At 58.4% G+C, this 17,144-nt stretch carries 21 protein-coding genes; 15 read left to right on the top strand and 6 right to left on the bottom strand.

All coding sequences use genetic code 11. The annotated features are described in order from the left end of the window. Positions 1 to 20 precede the first annotated feature (20 nt). Together GOW09_RS15865 and GOW09_RS15860 are read left to right on the top strand one after the other, a co-directional pair. Positions 21 to 437, top strand: a complete 417-nt coding sequence (locus GOW09_RS15865) for a GFA family protein (RefSeq protein WP_171119557.1) — start codon at positions 21 to 23, stop codon at positions 435 to 437. Between the two features lie 45 nt (positions 438 to 482). After that, positions 483 to 1,397 (top strand): DMT family transporter, encoded by a 915-nt coding sequence (locus tag GOW09_RS15860; RefSeq protein ID WP_171119556.1) that lies wholly within the window; start codon positions 483 to 485, stop codon positions 1,395 to 1,397. Here the strand turns inward: GOW09_RS15860 and GOW09_RS15855 are convergent. Beyond that, the gene (locus tag GOW09_RS15855) at positions 1,342 to 2,049 is read right to left on the bottom strand and encodes a thiamine diphosphokinase (protein WP_171119555.1); all 708 of its coding nucleotides are present in this window, start codon (positions 2,047 to 2,049) and stop codon (positions 1,342 to 1,344) included. The two genes, GOW09_RS15860 and GOW09_RS15855, sit on opposite strands and share 56 nt — an antisense overlap. A gap of 123 nt (positions 2,050 to 2,172) precedes the next feature. Here GOW09_RS15855 and GOW09_RS15850 point away from each other — a divergent pair, with 123 nt between their 5' ends. Next, on the top strand, positions 2,173 to 3,873 hold the full coding sequence (locus tag GOW09_RS15850) for a hypothetical protein (RefSeq protein ID WP_171119554.1): 1,701 nt from the start codon (positions 2,173 to 2,175) through the stop codon (positions 3,871 to 3,873). Positions 3,874 to 4,023: 150 nt separating this feature from the next. Here the strand turns inward: GOW09_RS15850 and GOW09_RS15845 are convergent, their stop codons facing one another. The 5 genes from GOW09_RS15845 to nthA form a co-directional block, all read right to left on the bottom strand. Continuing rightward, complete coding sequence (locus tag GOW09_RS15845; protein WP_152457580.1) at positions 4,024 to 4,260, bottom strand: DUF2842 domain-containing protein; 237 nt, start codon at positions 4,258 to 4,260, stop codon at positions 4,024 to 4,026. Further along, positions 4,260 to 5,555 carry an adenylosuccinate synthase gene (locus GOW09_RS15840; RefSeq protein WP_171119553.1) on the bottom strand — a complete coding sequence of 432 codons (1,296 nt, stop codon included), beginning with the start codon at positions 5,553 to 5,555 and terminating at the stop codon, positions 4,260 to 4,262. The genes GOW09_RS15845 and GOW09_RS15840 overlap by 1 nt, the downstream gene beginning before the upstream one ends. Positions 5,556 to 5,779: 224 nt before the next feature. Then, on the bottom strand, positions 5,780 to 6,109 hold the full coding sequence (locus tag GOW09_RS15835; protein WP_171119552.1) for a nitrile hydratase accessory protein: 330 nt from the start codon (positions 6,107 to 6,109) through the stop codon (positions 5,780 to 5,782). Further along, a complete protein-coding gene (nthB, locus tag GOW09_RS15830; RefSeq protein ID WP_171119551.1) occupies positions 6,106 to 6,783 on the bottom strand; it encodes a nitrile hydratase subunit beta in 678 nt (225 codons plus the stop codon). Before nthB ends, GOW09_RS15835 begins: the two co-directional genes overlap by 4 nt. Then, positions 6,780 to 7,394 (bottom strand): nitrile hydratase subunit alpha, encoded by a 615-nt coding sequence (gene nthA / locus GOW09_RS15825; protein ID WP_171119550.1) that lies wholly within the window; start codon positions 7,392 to 7,394, stop codon positions 6,780 to 6,782. Before nthA ends, nthB begins: the two co-directional genes overlap by 4 nt. Before the next feature lie 151 nt (positions 7,395 to 7,545). On the opposite strand from nthA, the gene secG reads away from it, so the two are divergent. From secG to GOW09_RS15765, 12 genes are all read left to right on the top strand, one after another. Continuing rightward, complete coding sequence (secG, locus tag GOW09_RS15820; protein WP_171119549.1) at positions 7,546 to 7,911, top strand: preprotein translocase subunit SecG; 366 nt, start codon at positions 7,546 to 7,548, stop codon at positions 7,909 to 7,911. A 160-nt stretch (positions 7,912 to 8,071) separates the two neighbouring features. Further along, positions 8,072 to 9,715 carry a CTP synthase gene (locus tag GOW09_RS15815; RefSeq protein ID WP_152457574.1) on the top strand — a complete coding sequence of 548 codons (1,644 nt, stop codon included), beginning with the start codon at positions 8,072 to 8,074 and terminating at the stop codon, positions 9,713 to 9,715. Between the two features lie 122 nt (positions 9,716 to 9,837). Then, positions 9,838 to 10,320, top strand: coding sequence for a bacterioferritin (locus GOW09_RS15810; RefSeq protein WP_171119548.1), 483 nt, complete (start codon positions 9,838 to 9,840; stop codon positions 10,318 to 10,320). A gap of 167 nt (positions 10,321 to 10,487) precedes the next feature. After that, on the top strand, positions 10,488 to 11,264 hold the full coding sequence (locus GOW09_RS15805) for an isocitrate lyase/phosphoenolpyruvate mutase family protein (protein WP_171119547.1): 777 nt from the start codon (positions 10,488 to 10,490) through the stop codon (positions 11,262 to 11,264). Positions 11,265 to 11,339: 75 nt separating this feature from the next. Next, complete coding sequence (locus GOW09_RS15800) at positions 11,340 to 11,633, top strand: DUF1330 domain-containing protein (protein ID WP_152457571.1); 294 nt, start codon at positions 11,340 to 11,342, stop codon at positions 11,631 to 11,633. 42 nt (positions 11,634 to 11,675) lie between these two features. Then, a complete protein-coding gene (locus GOW09_RS15795; protein WP_152457570.1) occupies positions 11,676 to 12,125 on the top strand; it encodes a TerB family tellurite resistance protein in 450 nt (149 codons plus the stop codon). A 20-nt stretch (positions 12,126 to 12,145) separates the two neighbouring features. Continuing rightward, positions 12,146 to 12,583, top strand: coding sequence for a TerB family tellurite resistance protein (locus tag GOW09_RS15790; RefSeq protein WP_171119546.1), 438 nt, complete (start codon positions 12,146 to 12,148; stop codon positions 12,581 to 12,583). A gap of 5 nt (positions 12,584 to 12,588) precedes the next feature. Beyond that, positions 12,589 to 13,347 (top strand): phosphate/phosphite/phosphonate ABC transporter substrate-binding protein, encoded by a 759-nt coding sequence (locus GOW09_RS15785; RefSeq protein WP_174829443.1) that lies wholly within the window; start codon positions 12,589 to 12,591, stop codon positions 13,345 to 13,347. 109 nt (positions 13,348 to 13,456) lie between these two features. After that, complete coding sequence (locus tag GOW09_RS15780; RefSeq protein ID WP_152457567.1) at positions 13,457 to 14,233, top strand: ABC transporter ATP-binding protein; 777 nt, start codon at positions 13,457 to 13,459, stop codon at positions 14,231 to 14,233. A gap of 33 nt (positions 14,234 to 14,266) precedes the next feature. After that, entirely contained in the window at positions 14,267 to 15,016 is a 750-nt protein-coding gene (locus tag GOW09_RS15775; protein WP_152457566.1) for a transporter substrate-binding domain-containing protein, read from the top strand. Positions 15,017 to 15,098: 82 nt separating this feature from the next. Then, the gene (locus GOW09_RS15770) at positions 15,099 to 15,986 is read left to right on the top strand and encodes an ABC transporter permease (protein ID WP_171119544.1); all 888 of its coding nucleotides are present in this window, start codon (positions 15,099 to 15,101) and stop codon (positions 15,984 to 15,986) included. Further along, positions 15,983 to 16,789: an ABC transporter permease gene (locus GOW09_RS15765; protein WP_152457564.1), complete on the top strand. Its 807-nt coding sequence runs from the start codon at positions 15,983 to 15,985 to the stop codon at positions 16,787 to 16,789. The genes GOW09_RS15770 and GOW09_RS15765 overlap by 4 nt, the downstream gene beginning before the upstream one ends. The last annotated feature ends 355 nt before the right edge of the window (positions 16,790 to 17,144 follow it).

Here is a 17,144-nt window from a genome sequence, read left to right as displayed (position 1 = left end):
CGCAACAAATGGGGGTCGATATGCGTGGACATTGCCTGTGCGGCAGCATCAAGTACGAAATCGACCCTCCTGCCCTGTCCTGCGTCACCTGTCATTGCGACAGCTGCCGACGCCAATGCGCCGCGCCGATGACAACCTATTTCGCGGTTCGTGACGGGCAGTGGCGCTGGATCGGAGAAGAGCCGAAACGCTTCAACTCTTCGCCCGGAGTCGAGCGCAGCTTTTGCCCGGATTGCGGCACGCCAATCTCGTTCCGCTCGGCCAAAATGTCGGATGTGCTGCATCTTTACGTCGCCACTTTGGAGAACCCCGAGGCAATGCAGCCCACATTGCACGTGTCTCATGAAGAAAGGCTGAGCTGGCTGCATCTGGATGACAACCTGCCCACCTGCACCGGGCCGGATTACACAAAGATTCAACCCCTGCCCGACGCCTGACATTCGACCTTTCCACTGCGCCGCGAAGCAGATAGCGTCGCGCGCATGACTCAGGATCGTCCCGTCTTTGGCATCTTCTTGATGCTCGGTTTTTGCGTGCTTGCACCCTTGGGGGATGCGATGGCAAAGCTGTTGGGCGAAACGACACCGTTGGGTTTGCTGGTTGCAGCCCGGTTCGCGGTACAAGCGCTGATTCTCATCCCGCTGGTGATGATGACAGGCCGGCCCTGGCGGATGCACGGGCGTATCCTGCGCCTGACAGTCATCCGCACGCTGCTGCACATCATCGGCATAACCGCGATGTTCAGTGCGTTGCAGTTCCTGCCCCTGGCTGATGCCGTCGCCATTGCCTTTGTAATGCCGTTCATCATGTTGCTGCTGGGCAGATACGTTCTGGGCGAAGAGGTCGGCGCGCGGCGCCTCGTGGCCTGCATCGTCGGTTTCATCGGCACACTTCTGGTCATCCAGCCCAGCTTTGCCGAGGTAGGTTTACCTGCCCTGCTGCCGTTGATCGTTGCCGTGGTATTTGCCCTGTTCATGCTGGTCACGCGGCAAATCGCCAAGGAAACTGATCCGATTTCCTTGCAGGCGGTGTCTGGTGTCATGGCAACTGTGGGGCTGGTTCCTGTCCTTGTGATCGGAACACCGCTTGGTATCTGGAACCTGTCAGCCGCCTTGCCCGCCCCCGACATGTTTTGGCTGCTGATCGCGATAGGAGTTTTGGGAACTGTCGCACATCTGCTGATGACATGGTCGCTGCGCTATGCACCTTCGGCCACGCTGGCCCCGATGCAATATCTGGAAATCCCTGTAGCGACCCTGATTGGCTGGGCAATCTTCAGCGACCTGCCCGACGGGCTGGCGGCGGTTGGGATCATGATTACCGTCGCCGCCGGTTTGTACGTTATTCTTCGTGAACGGGCCACCGCTCGCTCTGCCCCGACAGAAACACCTGCATAAGCGGATCGAGTGCGGCGCGGGGAACCATCACCAACAGGCCGGGCCCATCCATCTGCAATTCAACATCCGACAGTGCGCGATTGGAGGTGCCCACCTGGTCGTCCGGTTGCAACCGCAGGCCGTCGATGGGCCATTCCAGCCCGGTGCTGCGCCCCGTCACAGGGCGCATTGGAAACAGCGACACCACATCCCCCGGCAAGACCGGCAGCCGGATTTGGCGAGGCGCGTGAAACACCACCTCATGCGCACCCAGCAGAATGCAGGCCTGTTCCCGACGTCTGACCAGCACGTTCAGAACGGCAAGCTGATGATCAAGCCGTCCGCCCAGAAAACCGGCCCCCAAAACCAGTGGAGCCTGCACATTACGCAAGGCCTTGTCGAAATCGGTGCTGTCCTGTTCACGAATGGCAAAAAGCCGGTCAGACGGGATATTGGCTTTCGTTGCTTTGTCCAGCGAATCGAAGTCCCCGATGACCGCATCCGGAATCCGGCCTGATTCTGTCAGAACTGCCGCTCCACCATCAGCTGCAACGACGGAGGTGACGCGGTTCAGCACCAAATTCAGGTCCTCGGAACCGACAAAACCACCCCCAAACAACCCGATTGGATCGGCAGAGCGTACAATTGGTTCATTTTTCCAAAGATTGGCCATTTTTCCCGGATTTGGACACATTAAGACCACAAAATGATAGGTTCATGCATAAAGTTCAGAGCCCTCGTGTGCTCCCGATTCCGGGTAAGTGGGCTCTCGTAGTTTGTAAAGGACGTGCGTCTGATGGTACAGAATAACAAGGTATTAACCGTTTCATATGGAACCTTCTCCTGCACTTTGGAAGGATTCGACGATTCCTTTGAAACGATGAAAGCCATTGCCGAATATTTCCGCGATCTTGCTGCAGATGATCGTTACTTCGGCTCAGAGCCTCCACAACCAGACGCCGAAATGCTGACCCGTATCGCACGCCGCGACGCATCGCAACGCGTCGAAGCCAGCCAAAACGAATCCGGGCTTCTGCTGCGTGCCGCTCCAAACACCGAAGCCCCGGCACCAGTCGCTTCTGACGCAGAGGGCCCGCGTGCGCAAAATGCAGATGCCATGACCACCCCCCCTCCCGAATATGCGCAAGCAAGCCCGGGGCAGACCGCGTTCACGAACGCGGAGACCGTCGACGCCACCACATCTCCGCCGGCCGACAGCATTGCCGCAAAACTGCAACGCATCCGGGCCGTTGTTTCCCATTCGGACGTCCCCCCCACTGCCTATTCCGAAGACGAGGAATCTTCGCTGCTGGCCAACACCGCCCCCCCGGTGGACGCCGTGGCCGCTGCGTTCGAAGCAGGTGCTCTCAATGCGGATGACTTTGCTGAACCTGCTCAGCCCGAGGCCGCAGAAATCGAGGATCTGCAAGCGCTTGACGCCGAAGAGGTACAAGACGACGCGCCGGCAGTATCTGAACACCAGGCCTTCGAATCCGCCGCGCCGAATATCGAGAACAATTCCGAACAGCAGGTGCAGCTGACCCCCGACCACCTGCGGGATGAAGAAATCGAGGTCGCAACGGACGACGCGCAGCTTCCTGCTGAGCCCCTGTTTTCGGATCTTGAAGAGGATACCGACGAGGAAATCGACGAAGAAGATGTTCCAAACATCCTCAACGTCGAAGACGTGGCGATCGAATCCGAAGATGAAGCAGATGACGAGCCGCAAGACGATCAGGCGCAAGGAGTATTGTCGGAAGAGGACGAGATTCAGCTGCTGTCCGAGATTTCCGAAATCGAAAAAGACATGGCAGGTCGTTCAAGCCAAAAACTGACGGATGACGCCGATCCTGATCAAGATATCTCGCGACTGATGGCCAAAACCGGTGAACATATGGAGGATCCCTCCAGCAGCGACGCGCGAGAAACCTATTCGCACCTTCGCACCGCCGTTGCCGCGACCGAGGCCGACCGTGATGACCAACCGGCCCCGAAAACCTCGCCTGTTGATGAGTATCGCGTTGATCTTGCGTCAGCGGTCAGCCCGCGCCGCCCCGAAGTTAACGTGACCAGCATACGCCCGGAAGCAGACGCTCCGGCTCCGTTGAAGCTGGTTGCTGAGCAGCGCGTGGACGATCAAAGCGAATCCAATGGCCCCGTGATGCCGCGTCGCGTGACCACTCAGGTGGAAGAAACCGGGTCGGAAGAAGGCGGTTTTGCGCAATTCGCACAGGATCAGGGTGCACAGTCGCTCCAGGACCTGCTTGAAGCGGCCGCAGCCTACCTGTCTTTCATCGAAGGACAGCAACAATTCTCGCGCCCGCAACTTATGAACAAAGTCCGTTCTTTGAAGCAGGATGAGTTCAATCGCGAAGAAAGCCTGCGCTCCTTCGGACAGCTGCTGCGCGATGGAAAAATCGAAAAAGCCGGCGGCGGACGTTTTGCGGCCTCTGACCTGATCGGCTTCCGACCTGATGATGAGCGCGCAGTAGGCTGACTGCCGCGCCAATTGACAAAAAAGGGCCGGGTGAACCCCGGCCCTTTTGCTATGGCGCGCCCAGAGACAAACGCACGTTGTTAAACAAGACACAGCGTTGCCCATTGTACCGGGCCCGACCAGCCGCCTTGGTCCGAGCAATGGCCCGGCTCAGGATTGATCCGGGTCCTCTTTGCCAACGCCGCGAAAAACGAACTTGAACGGCAGGGCCCAAAGAATGCCCAGAACGATATAGACCAGAAGTTCCATCCATATCGGGGGGCGCTCCAGCCAGTTCAGAACCGTCACCACCGCCACAATGTAAAGTGGCAGGCCGATCACAAGAATAACCAACGACCAGCGCCGGCGCGCCTTATAGCTCAGACCTGTTTTCTGCTCTTTGTTCATCAATCTGCAAACGGGTCGGTCACCAGAATGGTGTCGTCCCGCTCCGGGCTGGTGGACAAAAGGGCCACAGGGCATTCGATCAGCTCTTCCACCCGGCGCACATACTTGATTGCGTTCGCGGGCAATTCGGCCCAGCTGCGCGCGCCTTCAGTGGATTCGCTCCAGCCCGGCATTTCTTCGTAGATCGGGGTGCAGCGCGCCTGTTGTTCTGCGGCAGTCGGCAGATAGTCGAGGCGCTCGCCGTCCAGTTCATAGCCTGTGCAGATCTTCAGGGTTTCGAACCCATCCAGAACGTCCAGTTTTGTCAGAGAAATACCGTTCACGCCACTGGTCGCGCAGGTCTGACGAACCAGGCACGCATCAAACCAGCCACAGCGGCGCTTTCGACCTGTCGTTGTTCCGAACTCATGCCCGCGTTCCCCAAGGCGCTGACCATCCGCATCCTCAAGTTCTGTCGGGAATGGGCCTTCGCCGACACGGGTGGTGTAGGCTTTGACAATCCCCAGTACAAAGTCGATCGATCCCGGTCCAATCCCCACTCCGGTCGCGGCCTGACCTGCGATCACGTTGGACGAGGTCACAAATGGATAGGTGCCGAAATCGATGTCCAGCAGAGCGCCTTGCGCCCCTTCGAACAGGATGCGTTTACCTGCTTTGCGTTTTTCGTTCAGCACTTTCCACACAGGCGCGGCAAACGGCAGAATCTCTTGCGCGATCTCTTTCAATTGGGCGATCAGCGCGTCGCGGTCGACCGGCTCGATTCCCAGACCCTTGCGCAGCGGGTCGTGGTGCTGCAAAGCACGGTCCACCCGAGCCTCGAGCGTGGCCTCATCCGCCAGATCCGCGACGCGAACAGAACGGCGCCCGACCTTGTCTTCATAAGCGGGTCCAATCCCACGACCTGTGGTGCCGATCTTGGTTCCCTTGCTGGCCGCCTGTTCGCGCGCACGATCCAACTCGCCGTGGATCGGCAGGATCAACGGGGTGTTCTCGGCAATCATCAGCGTATCGGGGGTGATTTCCACACCTTGTGCCTGGATGGTCGCGATTTCCTTGACCAGATGCCAGGGGTCCAACACCACGCCGTTGCCGATGACACTCAGCTTACCGCCGCGCACGACACCGGACGGCAGAGCGTGCAGCTTGTAAACTTCGCCATCAATCACCAGCGTATGTCCGGCATTATGCCCGCCCTGAAAACGCGCGATCACGTCCGCCCGTTCGCTGAGCCAGTCGACGATCTTGCCTTTTCCTTCGTCACCCCACTGGGCGCCGACAACAACCACGTTGGCCATATCCGGTCCTTTTGCGCTGAGTTATCAAACCCGGCTCATATAGCGGGGCGCAAACGGCAGGGAAACCGATATTTCGCCGCAGATGAAAATCACGCGAACGCGCGATGCCTCCGGCGGGGATATTTATGGCCAGATGAAAAGCGGATCCCCTGCTTCATCTGGCTGAAAATATCCCGGGGGAGCCGCACGGAACGGGCGGCGGGGGCAGAGCCCCCTGCCCGACATCAACGCAGATGCACCGGTTGCCCATGAGGCGTCGTCAGATAAGCCTCTTCCCAGGACTCATGTAGCCCTTTTACCTCCTGAGGCGGCGCGACGCCCTGCTCGGCCAGCAACCCCTCGAGCGTTTCCAGCCATGCATGGAAATAGTCGTCGCCGCCATCCAGCTCTCGCGCGAGCCCGTGGCGTTTCAATGTGCCCGAGAACCGTGCCGCCCAATCGGACCAACTGAACCGCCCCGCCTCGTTCAGGGCAACGGTGACGGCAAAGACCTGAGCGTGCCAGGGTTCGGCAAACACCGGTTCTGGGGCTGAATGCTCGTTGCAGCCGCTCATGCCGGTTCCAGATAGCTTTGCCAGAGGTCCAGTACTACTTCGTCATCCGGATGCTCCGGGCTGGTCCAAAGTTCCGAAGCGGGGAAGACCACGGCATAGATCGGTTCGGGCGCTTCGCCCAGCCCATGAGCATTGGAATCGGGCAGGACATGGGTTCCGTGCAGGCGCAGTATTCGACCCCTGGCACCAGACGCATAATTCGGCAGGCGTGTGTGCCCGCCATCCACGATGCGATTTCCCGCCGGACGGGTCGTGACCACTTGTTGACCGACAGAAAACTGCACCGCCACGTTCGAAGGTCTGTCCGCTGGTCCACCTTTGGCCAGGGCGGCTGACACGGCGTCCGCCTTGAGTATCCGTTCTGCCAACGGATGCGGCCCATCCTCTCCGCCGCTGCGCAGGTCATCCAGAGAAAGAACGCCGTGTTCGACCAACAGGTCAGCCAGGCCCGAAATCCATTTCTCGTAATATGAAAACCGGGCATAGTCCTTTGGCGACAACCGTTCCCTTGCGTGGCGGGATACGTCGATATTCCACTGCCCCAGAAAGCCGGATGCAAGTGTCACCGCCAGCGCCCGTGCGTGCCAGTCTTCGGCAAAAACCGGCGCGTCCTCGGCCTCGGGATTTATCGGACCATCTCCAAAGCGGCCGCCCATATCGTGAACGCGGGTCATGAAGGGGCCTTCGGCAGGCCCGTGCCGATCATGCTGTCACGTGTCACAAGTGCGGCTAGCGCCTCCTCATCCATCCCATCAGTTCCATCGGGACGCATCGGCAGAACGAGATAGCGAACCTCGGCCGTCGAATCCCACACCCGCACCGAAGTGTCTTCAGGCAGGGTGAGGCCGAATTCGGCCAGTACCTTGCGGGGTTCACGCACCGCTCGGGCACGGTAGGCATCAGATTTGTACCAGCCCGGCGGGATACCCAGCAACGGCCAAGGATAGCAGCTGCACAAGGTGCAGACGACCATGTTGTGCCGGGTTGGCGTGTTCTCGACAACAACCATGTGTTCACCCTGGCGGCCAAAATAACCAAGATCCGCGACCATCGAGGTGGCATCTTCCAGCAGAGCGGCCTTGAAAGTTGGGTCGCTCCAGGCTTTGGCAACCACCCGCGCGCCGTTCTGCGGGCCAATCTTGTTCTGATAGGTGTCTATGATTTCGTCCAGAGCCGCCGGGTCGATCAGGCCCTTGCGGGTCAGAATCGTTTCCAGCGCTTTGACGCGCAGCGCGGGTTCGGTCGGCAAAAGGGCGTGCGGGTGGTCGTGGTCGTCATGAGGCATGGGCCGCAGCCTGCGTCACGCATCGGCGTTCTGTCCAGTCCCTTTGACGTGATATGTCATATCACGTGCGGTGATGCGAACTCCTCACTTGCCCCCGCTGGCAAACTTGCATAGATACCACGCGATACACGCCACGCTGTACAGGACCACCATGGAAAACGTCGTTCTCATCATCCACCTCCTCTTGGCCCTAGGCTTGATTGCCGTTGTTCTGATGCAGCGGTCCGAAGGCGGTGGCCTTGGCATGGGTGGCGGTGGTGGCGGAGCCATGACAGGCCGTGCAGCGGCGACGGCTTTGGGCAAACTGACCTGGATCCTCGCCGCTTGCTTCATCGTGACCTCGATCACGCTGACCATTCTGGCGGCGCAGAAATCTTCGGGCAGCTCGGTGATCGACCGTTTGGGCGTGCCGGCTCCGGCTTCAAGCGAAGAAAGTACTCCGGCAATTCCGTCGGCGGATGAACTTCTGCCGCCTGCACAGGGCGACAACGCGCCGCTGATCCCGCAGGCCGACTGACCTACAAAACCTAGAAACATGGAAGAGGACTGCAACAGCATCTTGCGGTTCTCTTGCGCTTTTGGCGCGAATCCTTTATACGTGAAGTCCCGTGATGCAGCGGTTTTTCGAAACCGTCGGGCAGCTGATTATGACGTCTCACGGGAGCAGCCGAAAAACTATGGCGCGTTTTATTTTCATCACTGGTGGTGTGGTTTCGTCCTTGGGCAAAGGACTGGCTTCGGCGGCGTTGGGCGCCTTGTTGCAGGCCCGGGGATACTCGGTACGGCTGCGCAAGCTGGACCCCTATCTGAACGTGGATCCGGGGACGATGTCGCCGTTTGAGCATGGCGAAGTGTTCGTCACCGATGATGGGGCCGAAACCGATCTGGATCTGGGCCATTACGAACGGTTCACCGGAGTGGCCGCGCGCAAGACCGACTCGGTCAGTTCGGGGCGGATCTATTCGAACGTTCTGGAAAAGGAACGCCGCGGCGACTATCTGGGCAAGACCATTCAGGTGATCCCGCACGTCACCAACGAGATCAAGGATTTCATCGCCATCGGCGAGGATGAGGTTGATTTCATGCTGTGCGAAATCGGTGGCACCGTGGGCGATATTGAGGGTCTGCCGTTTTTCGAGGCGATCCGCCAGTTCAGCCAGGACAAGCCGCGCGGGCAGTGCATTTTCATGCACCTGACGCTGCTGCCTTACATCAAGGCCTCGGGCGAGCTGAAAACCAAACCGACTCAGCACTCGGTGAAGGAACTGCGCTCGATCGGTCTGGCGCCCGATATTCTGGTTTGCCGCTCGGAAGGGCCGATCCCGACCAAAGAGCGCGAGAAACTGGCCCTGTTCTGCAACGTGCGCCCCGACAGTGTGATCGCAGCGCAGGACCTGAGCACCATCTATGACGCGCCGCTGGCCTATCACCGCGAAGGTCTGGATCAGGCCGTTCTGGACGCGTTCCAGATCAGCCCTGCGCCCAAACCTGATCTGGCAAAATGGGAAGACGTCAGCGACCGCATCCACAATGCCGAGGGTGAAGTGAAGGTCGCCATCGTAGGCAAGTATACGCAGCTTGAAGACGCCTATAAATCGATTGCCGAGGCGCTGACCCATGGCGGCATGGCCAACCGGGTCAAGGTCAAGGTCGAATGGGTTGACGCCGAGGTGTTCGACAACGAAGACGTCGCACCCTATCTTGAAGGTTTCCACGCCATCCTCGTCCCCGGAGGCTTTGGCGAACGTGGCACAGAGGGCAAAATCAAGGCCGCGCAATATGCGCGCGAGCACAAAGTCCCCTATCTGGGCATCTGCCTTGGGATGCAGATGGCCGTGATCGAGGCCGCCCGAAATGCGGCTGGCATCAAGGAAGCTGGTTCGGAAGAATTCGACCACGAAGCCGGGAAGAAACGTTTTGAACCTGTCGTGTACCATCTGAAGGAATGGGTGCAGGGCAATCACAAGGTCGAACGCAAGGTCGGTGACGACAAGGGCGGCACCATGCGCCTGGGCGCTTACAATGCGGTGCTGGCAGAGGGATCGAAAGTCGCTGAAGTTTATGGCGGCACACAGATCGAAGAGCGCCACCGTCACCGCTATGAAGTGGACATCAAGTACCGTGAGCAGCTTGAAAAGGCCGGGCTCAACTTCTCGGGCATGTCGCCGGACGGACGCCTGCCCGAGATCGTGGAATGGTCGGATCACCCATGGTTCATCGGCGTGCAGTACCACCCGGAACTTAAGTCCAAACCGTTCGACCCGCATCCCCTGTTCCGCGATTTCGTACGCGCTGCGAAAGACACTTCTCGCCTGGTCTGACCCTGGGCTGTGTCGGACTGTCACCCCGCGTTGTTTTGTGCGGGCTGATCTCTTAACTGTATGTGCAGGCAGAATTTCTGCTTCGCAGGCTCAATGCCGTTCAGAGTTTCAGGAGATTTCCGATGAGCAACGCAACAACGATTACCAACCTCCAGCAAGCGCTTCATATGGAGCTGACGGCGGCGCACCAGTACCAGCTGCATGCCTATGTGCTGGAGGACTGGGGGCTGGACATCCTTGCCGAAAAAATGCGCGCTGAAATGCAGGAAGAATTGGGTCACTCCGACGCGTTCATCGAGCGTATCCTGTTCCTTGGCGGCGTGCCCGAGCTTGCGTTTCAGAAAAGCCCAGTCGCCGCGGGGTCTCTGGAAGACATGTTTGCCGCGGACCTGAAGGATGAAACCGAGGCGGTCGACTTCTACACCAAGGCCGCGTTGCAGGCCGCCGAGGTCGGCGACGTTGGGTCAAGGACCCTGTTCGAACGCATCTTGCTGGAAGAAGAAGGCCACAAGGACTGGCTGGACACTCAACTGAACCTGTTGAAGCGTTTGGGTGAGGCCAACTTCAGCGCAAAATTCGTATCCGGCGCCGCAGAAGAAGCCTGAGGCACGCGCCGCCGCTTGCCCCTGCACCAGCATGGCCCGGACCATCTTGCCATGGACCGGGCCGTGCGGTTTCCGTCACTTCAATGTGACGCTGCCGAGCAAAAAACCTCTACTCGGTCTGCCCTCATGGGGTTAACTGTTGATCACACCACGACAGGAGAGCCCCGATGAGCGATCAATCCCAACGCGCGAAGACCTTTACCAGCCTTCACAAAAAGGGCGACCCCGTCATTCTGTTCAACATCTGGGATGCTGGCAGTGCCGGCGCGGTGCGGGATGCAGGCGCGCAAGCCATTGCAACCGGCAGTGCACCTGTCGCCATGGCACAGGGTTTTGGCGACGGTCAAAACATCCCGCTTGAGACCGCATTGGAAAATGCGCGCCGCATCGTTGCAGCGGTTGATCTTCCGGTGACACTGGATTTCGAAGGGGCATATGCCGAAGATCCACAGGGCATTGCGCAAAACGTCAAGCGTGCGCTGGATTGCGGCGTGGTTGGTTTCAACTTCGAAGATCAGATCATCGGCGACGACGGGCTGTACGATACAACGGTTCAGGCCAAACGCGTCGAAGCCATGCGCGCGGCCTGCGAAGACGCGGGCATACCTGCCTATGTCAACGCAAGAACCGACATTTTCCTGAAAGCCCCGGCAGAAACACATGATGAGGCCATGCTGAACGACGCCATTGCCCGTGCTTCGGCCTATGAGGCTGCGGGCGCCAGCGGTTTTTTTGCTCCGGGGCTGAAAGACGAGGCGATGATCGGCCATCTGTGCGAGCGCACGAACCTTCCGGTCAACATCATCGCCCTGCCCGGCACCCCCGGCACACCGCGTCTGGCTGAACTGGGGGTTGCGCGCGTCAGCTATGGTCCGGTTCCTTATCGTCAGATGATCAAGTGGTTAACAGATCAGGCGCACGCCGCTATTCACTACCGCAACTGATCACCCTGAAGTTGTGGGATTGCAATTGCCGCCACTTCTCACCACCCTGCTTTTGAAACTGAACAGGAGGCAAGCCTGATGAAAGGCTATTGGGTTGCACATGTCGATGTGGACGACATGGACACGTACAAGACCTACATTGCTGCAAATGCGGAACCCTTTGCAGCTTATGGTGCGCGCTTTCTGACGCGCGGAGGAAAGCGCGAAGTTAAGGAAGGCGCAGCGCGCGCCCGGACCGTCGTGATCGAATTTCCCAGCTATGAGGATGCGCTTGCCTGTTACGAAAGCGAAGCATACCAGAAAGCCAAAGCACTGCGCGCCCCGGTATCGATGGGCGATCTTGTGATCATTCAGGGCTATGACGGGTAGACTAAGCTTGGCGCACCACAAAATATGGAATAATCTTTTGCCATGTTGAAAAAGTTCCTTCAGGCGCTCAGACCGCCCCAGCATGAACATCTTCCGGACCCGGATGCCGAACTTGCTCTGGGGGCGCTCATGGTGCGCGTGGCGCAGGCTGATCGGGACTACAAGCTGGAAGAGATCCGCCTGATCGACAAAATCCTGGCCCGTCTTTACCAGCACAACGCGATCGAAGCAGCCAAGGTGCGCGCCACATGCGAAAAGCTTCACGCGGCAGCACCGGATACCGATACCTTCGGCAAGCTGATCCGTGAGACCACGGATCTGAAGGAACGCCTGGCCGCTCTGGATGCGCTATGGGAAGTTGTCCTGGCAGATGGAAACACCGACGAAGGCGAGGTGAAAATCGTCGAGGAAGCCCGCGTTGCCATGGGGTTGAGCTTTAACGACAGCAAGGCTGCGCGTGAACGCGTTCAAAGCCGCTTGGATGTGAGTTAGTCGCTCGCTATATCTAACGCATGTTCAGTGAATTTCTTTCCAGGCTCACGCAGCCTCAGCCCGATCCTCTTGTCGACGATGACGCCCGCCTGGCCCTGACGGCCCTGCTGGTGCGTCTGGCACGGTCCGACAATGACTATTCCGATACCGAAATGGCCCGTATCGACCGAATTTCGGCGCAACGCTATGGCCTGTCGCCGTTCGAAAGCGCCGCCCTGCGCGCCCGCGCTGAAGATCTTGAGGCCGAGGCCCCGGACACCGTCCGCTTTACCCGAGCCATCAAAGAGGCGGTTGCCTATGAAGATCGGCTTGCGGTCGTTCAGGCACTGTGGTCCGTGGCGTTGGCCGATGGGCACCGCACAAGCGAGGAAGATTCGCTTCTGCGTCTGGTGGTCAGTCTTCTAGGCGTAAGTGACGTGGATTCCGCTTTGGCACGGCAAAAGGCTGCAAAATCGTGATTGCCATGCTGGGCATGTATGACATGCCTGCCCTGCAAGCCGCCAATGACAGGTTCTGGAACCTGATTCGCGCCCAACTTGGATCAGGCCCGGAACACCTTACCCGCGACAAAGACGTGTGGACGGTCTGGCGGGACCCAAACCTGATTCTGGCACAAACCTGTGGCATGCCGTTTCGAACCCGATTGCATAGTCACGTGCAACTGGTTGGCACCCCGGACTACGGCCTGCCCGGATGTCCACCCGGGTATTATTGCTCGGTCTTTGTGGCACGGCTTGACGACGATCGGGATCTGGCGGGGCTGAGCACAGGCGTGTTCGCGTATAATGAGAGCCTGTCCCAATCCGGCTGGGCAGCCCCGATCACACATATGACCCAAGCAAACCTGCACCCCGCCGGACTGTTGGAAACCGGCGGGCATGCGCTGTCTGCCCAAGCCGTCGCAGATGGCAAAGCGGACTTTGCCGCACTGGACATGCTGACGTGGCTGATGCTGCAACAACATAGCAATTTGGGGACCAAACTGCGCGAACTGGCAAGAACGACTCCGACTCCGACCCTGCCCTACATCACATCGATGGGTCAGAATCCGCAGGTCGTTGCAGGCGCTGTTCGGGCCGCGATTGACCAGCTTTGCGACGACGATCAACGATTGCTGCATATACGCGGGTTGATCGATATTCCCGCGGCGCACTACTTGGCTATCCCCACTCCGGCGCCCCCCAAAGACGGCGAATCAACGACTGCCCAATTTGTCGACTGATTTTGGCCAATTTGGGTGTTTCTCCGCTTGATTCTGTCATTTGCACATTGCATTGACCTTTTTTTTCGGTCCTAGTACCGGACCAACACCACCAACCACTGGACTGCCCGTGACAGAAACTGCACCCGTTATCGAAATCAAAGACCTTCACAAAAGCTTCGGAAATCTTGAAGTGTTGAAGGGGGTCGATATCACGGCACATCGCGGTGACGTGGTATCACTGATTGGGTCGTCCGGGTCCGGCAAGTCGACGCTTCTGCGATGCTGCAATCTTCTGGAAGACAGCCAGCAAGGAGAAATCCTTTTCAAGGGTGAGCCTGTGAAATGGTCCGGGGAAAGCCACGGGCGCCGCCCCGCCGACTCCAAACAGGTTCTGCGCATACGCACCAACCTGTCGATGGTGTTTCAACAGTTCAATCTTTGGGCGCATATGACCATCCTGCAAAATGTGATGGAAGCCCCCGTGACCGTTCTGGGGCGCGACAGGGCCGAGGTGGAAGAGAGCGCGCGCAAGTATCTGGATAAGGTTGGCATCGGCGACAAATGCGACGCCTATCCGGCGCAATTGTCCGGCGGGCAGCAACAGCGCGCCGCCATCGCCCGCGGCCTGTGCATGGAACCCGAAGCCCTGCTGTTTGATGAACCGACTTCGGCTTTGGACCCTGAACTGGAACAGGAAGTGATCAAGGTGATCAAGGACTTGGCCGCCGAAGGGCGTACCATGATCATCGTGACGCATGACATGAAAATGGCCGCCGACATTTCAAGCCACGTGGTGTTCCTGCACCAGGGCCTGATCGAGGAAGAAGGCACGCCCGAAGATATCTTCACATCTCCTGAATCCGAACGGCTTCGGGGTTTTCTCTCCGCCACTCAGGCGGCTTAACTTCAAAAACAGAACCAAACTGGGGAGCAACCAATGAAAAATCTGATTCTGTCCACTGCCGCACTGGCGCTGACCGCCGGTATCGCCATGGCCGACACCGTCCGCATGGGAACCGAGGGCGCCTACCCTCCGTACAACTTCATCAATGATGCGGGCGAAATCGACGGCTTCGAGCGTGAAGTCGGCGACGAACTGTGCAAGCGCGCGAACCTGGAATGTGAATGGGTCAAGAACGACTGGGACTCGATCATTCCGAACCTGGTCTCGGGCAACTACGACACCATCATCGCGGGTATGTCGATCACCGACGAACGTGACGAAGTCATCGACTTCACCCAGAACTACTTCCCGCCTGCGGCCTCGGCCTATGTCGGTGCGTCTGAGGATGTTGATGTCACCACCGGTGTCGTTGCCGCACAGACCGCCACCATTCAGGCAGGCCACGTAGCCGAGTCGGGCGCGACTCTGGTCGAGTTTGCAACTCCGGAAGAAACCATCGCAGCCGTCCGCAACGGTGAAGCCGATGCCGTGTTTGCCGACAAGGACTTCCTGGTGCCGATCGTTGAAGAATCCGCCGGAGAGCTGGTCTTCGTGGGTGATGACGTTCCGCTGGGCGGTGGCATCGGGCTGGGCATCCGTGAATCGGATGGCGAACTGCGCGGAAAGTTCGACGAGGCGATCACCTCAATGAAAGCGGACGGTTCGTTGAACGAACTGATCATCAAGTGGTTCGGCGAAGGCGTTCCGACCTACAACGCTGACGGTTCGGTCGTTACAAACTAATCCGTATCAAGCGGTTCGGCGCGTCCATCGCGCCGAACCCTGCCCGGTGGAATAACCGGGTACGACGCTCGAAAGACGCTTCATGTTTTCCTATTGCGCTGACCCTGACACGCTTGGAACGTTCCGCTGGTTCTCCTGCTACCTGACCAACGGCGTGCACTGGTCCTTCTACCTGTCGTTCCTCAAGGTGTTGGGATTGCTGGCGGTGACCGCGCCGGTCGCATTGGCGTTTGGTTTTGTTGGCGCAATGGCCGCCCGATCACATTTCCCGCCGCTGAGCTGGCTGGGCAAAGGGTATATTGCCATCGTGCGTGGTGTTCCGGACATCGCTTTCTTCCTGTTTTTCGTGATAGCCTTGGATCAGGCATTCGAATGGACGCGGCACAAGATATTGTGCCCCGAATGGACCGACCCGATCCGGCAGGGAAATGACTTTATCGTCTGTCAGGCGGCCAAGCTGCCATTGGGGACCGCACCGGAATGGGTGCATGAAACCTACGGCTTTTTCCTGGCCGTCGTTACCTTCTCAATTGTTTTCGGGGCGTTTGCGGCAAACGTTTTGTTTGGTGGAATGCGCGCCGTGCCTCACGCGCAGATTGAAACTGCCGAAGCATATGGCATGTCCCGTCGCCAGACCTTCTGGCGCATCCTTGTGCCGCAGATGTGGGTCTATGCCCTGCCCGGCCTGTCGAATCTTTGGATGGTTCTCATCAAGGCCACTCCGCTGCTGTTCCTGCTGGGGATCGAAGACATCGTTTATTGGGCCCGCGAACTTGGCGGCACCAAGACGTCCAAGTTCACTCAGTATCCGCATGGCGACTGGCGCATGTGGTACTTCCTGTTCCTGCTTGTGTTCTACCTCGGCATGACGCGCGTATCTGAACTTGGGCTTGAAAAGCTGATGCGGAAACTGTCCCACGGGCAGGCCACGTCCGGCGGCGAGCTTCTGCGCAAGGAGACCACGGCATGAGCTGCTTGCAGACGATTCAAGATTACGGCCTGCGGTCCCTGGGTATCGGCGAGCGGCTACTGCCCAAAAGTGACTTCACCCTGTGCGAACAGTTCACGCTGATCGGGTCGGGGATGATCTGGAATGTCTATTTCGGGATCATGGCGCTGGCGACCGGCTTCTTTCTGGCCACGGCCCTGGCCGTCGGCAAGGCGTCAGCAAACAAATGGCTTCGCAAGCCTTCAGAATGGTTCATTTTCCTGTTTCGCGGCTCGCCCTTGTTTATCCAGTTTTTCTTCGCCTATTTCCTGTTCCTGTCGCTGAAGAAATCCAACCCGATGTTCGACGCCTTCACCTCAGCCTGGCTGGGGGCGCTGATCGTGCTGTTCCTCAACACCGCAGCCTATTCGGGCGAGATCTTTTACGGAGCGCTAAGGTCCATTCCCAAGGGCGATATCGAAGCCGCAGATGCCTATGGCATGTCAGGCTGGGCCCGTTTTCGCCGGATCGTCTGGCCCACCATGTTGCGTCTTGCCTGGCCTGCCTACACAAACGAAGCAATCTTTCTTTTCCACGCAACAACGCTGGTCTTCTTTTCAGCCTTTCCGGCATGGCAGCAACGCGGAGACGCCCTGTATTACGCCAGTTACTTTGCGGACAAGACGTTCAACCCGTTCATCCCATACCCGATACTGGCGTTCTATTTCATCCTGCTGACGCTGGTGATTGTCGGGGGCTTTGGCCTGATCAATAAACGCCTGAACCGGCACCTGCCGGTCGCAAAACGGGCCAAGATGCGGTTCAAACTGAACCTGGCGCGCTGAGTTTCGGCGCGCCAGTCACGTCTGGACACCAAATCAAATCAACGCCAATCACCGCGCGCCCGCGCGCTTTACAGCACATTCAAAAGGGGAGAAGTGGTACCGCCTCCCTGGCTTGAACAGGGGACCTCTGGATCCACAACGGCTGGGCCGCCTCATAAAAATAAACAACAATCAATCACTTAATGAGTTTTTCGCTCGCCTCTCCTGAGGAATTCCTCAAATTGCACTAGGTGGGCCTACTCCTATTAACTCTGGATTATTTGTCCAAGTGTAGGCCTCGCTGAAACAATCAAAAAATGTTGCTACCAACCTACACATTGATTGTTTGACCAATACCTTGAGTTGAGCGTCGCGC

It is taken from the genome of Ruegeria sp. HKCCA5463, from assembly GCF_013034175.1.
Taxonomy (GTDB): domain Bacteria; phylum Pseudomonadota; class Alphaproteobacteria; order Rhodobacterales; family Rhodobacteraceae; genus Ruegeria.
This window is presented reverse-complemented; position numbering and strand designations above follow the sequence as displayed.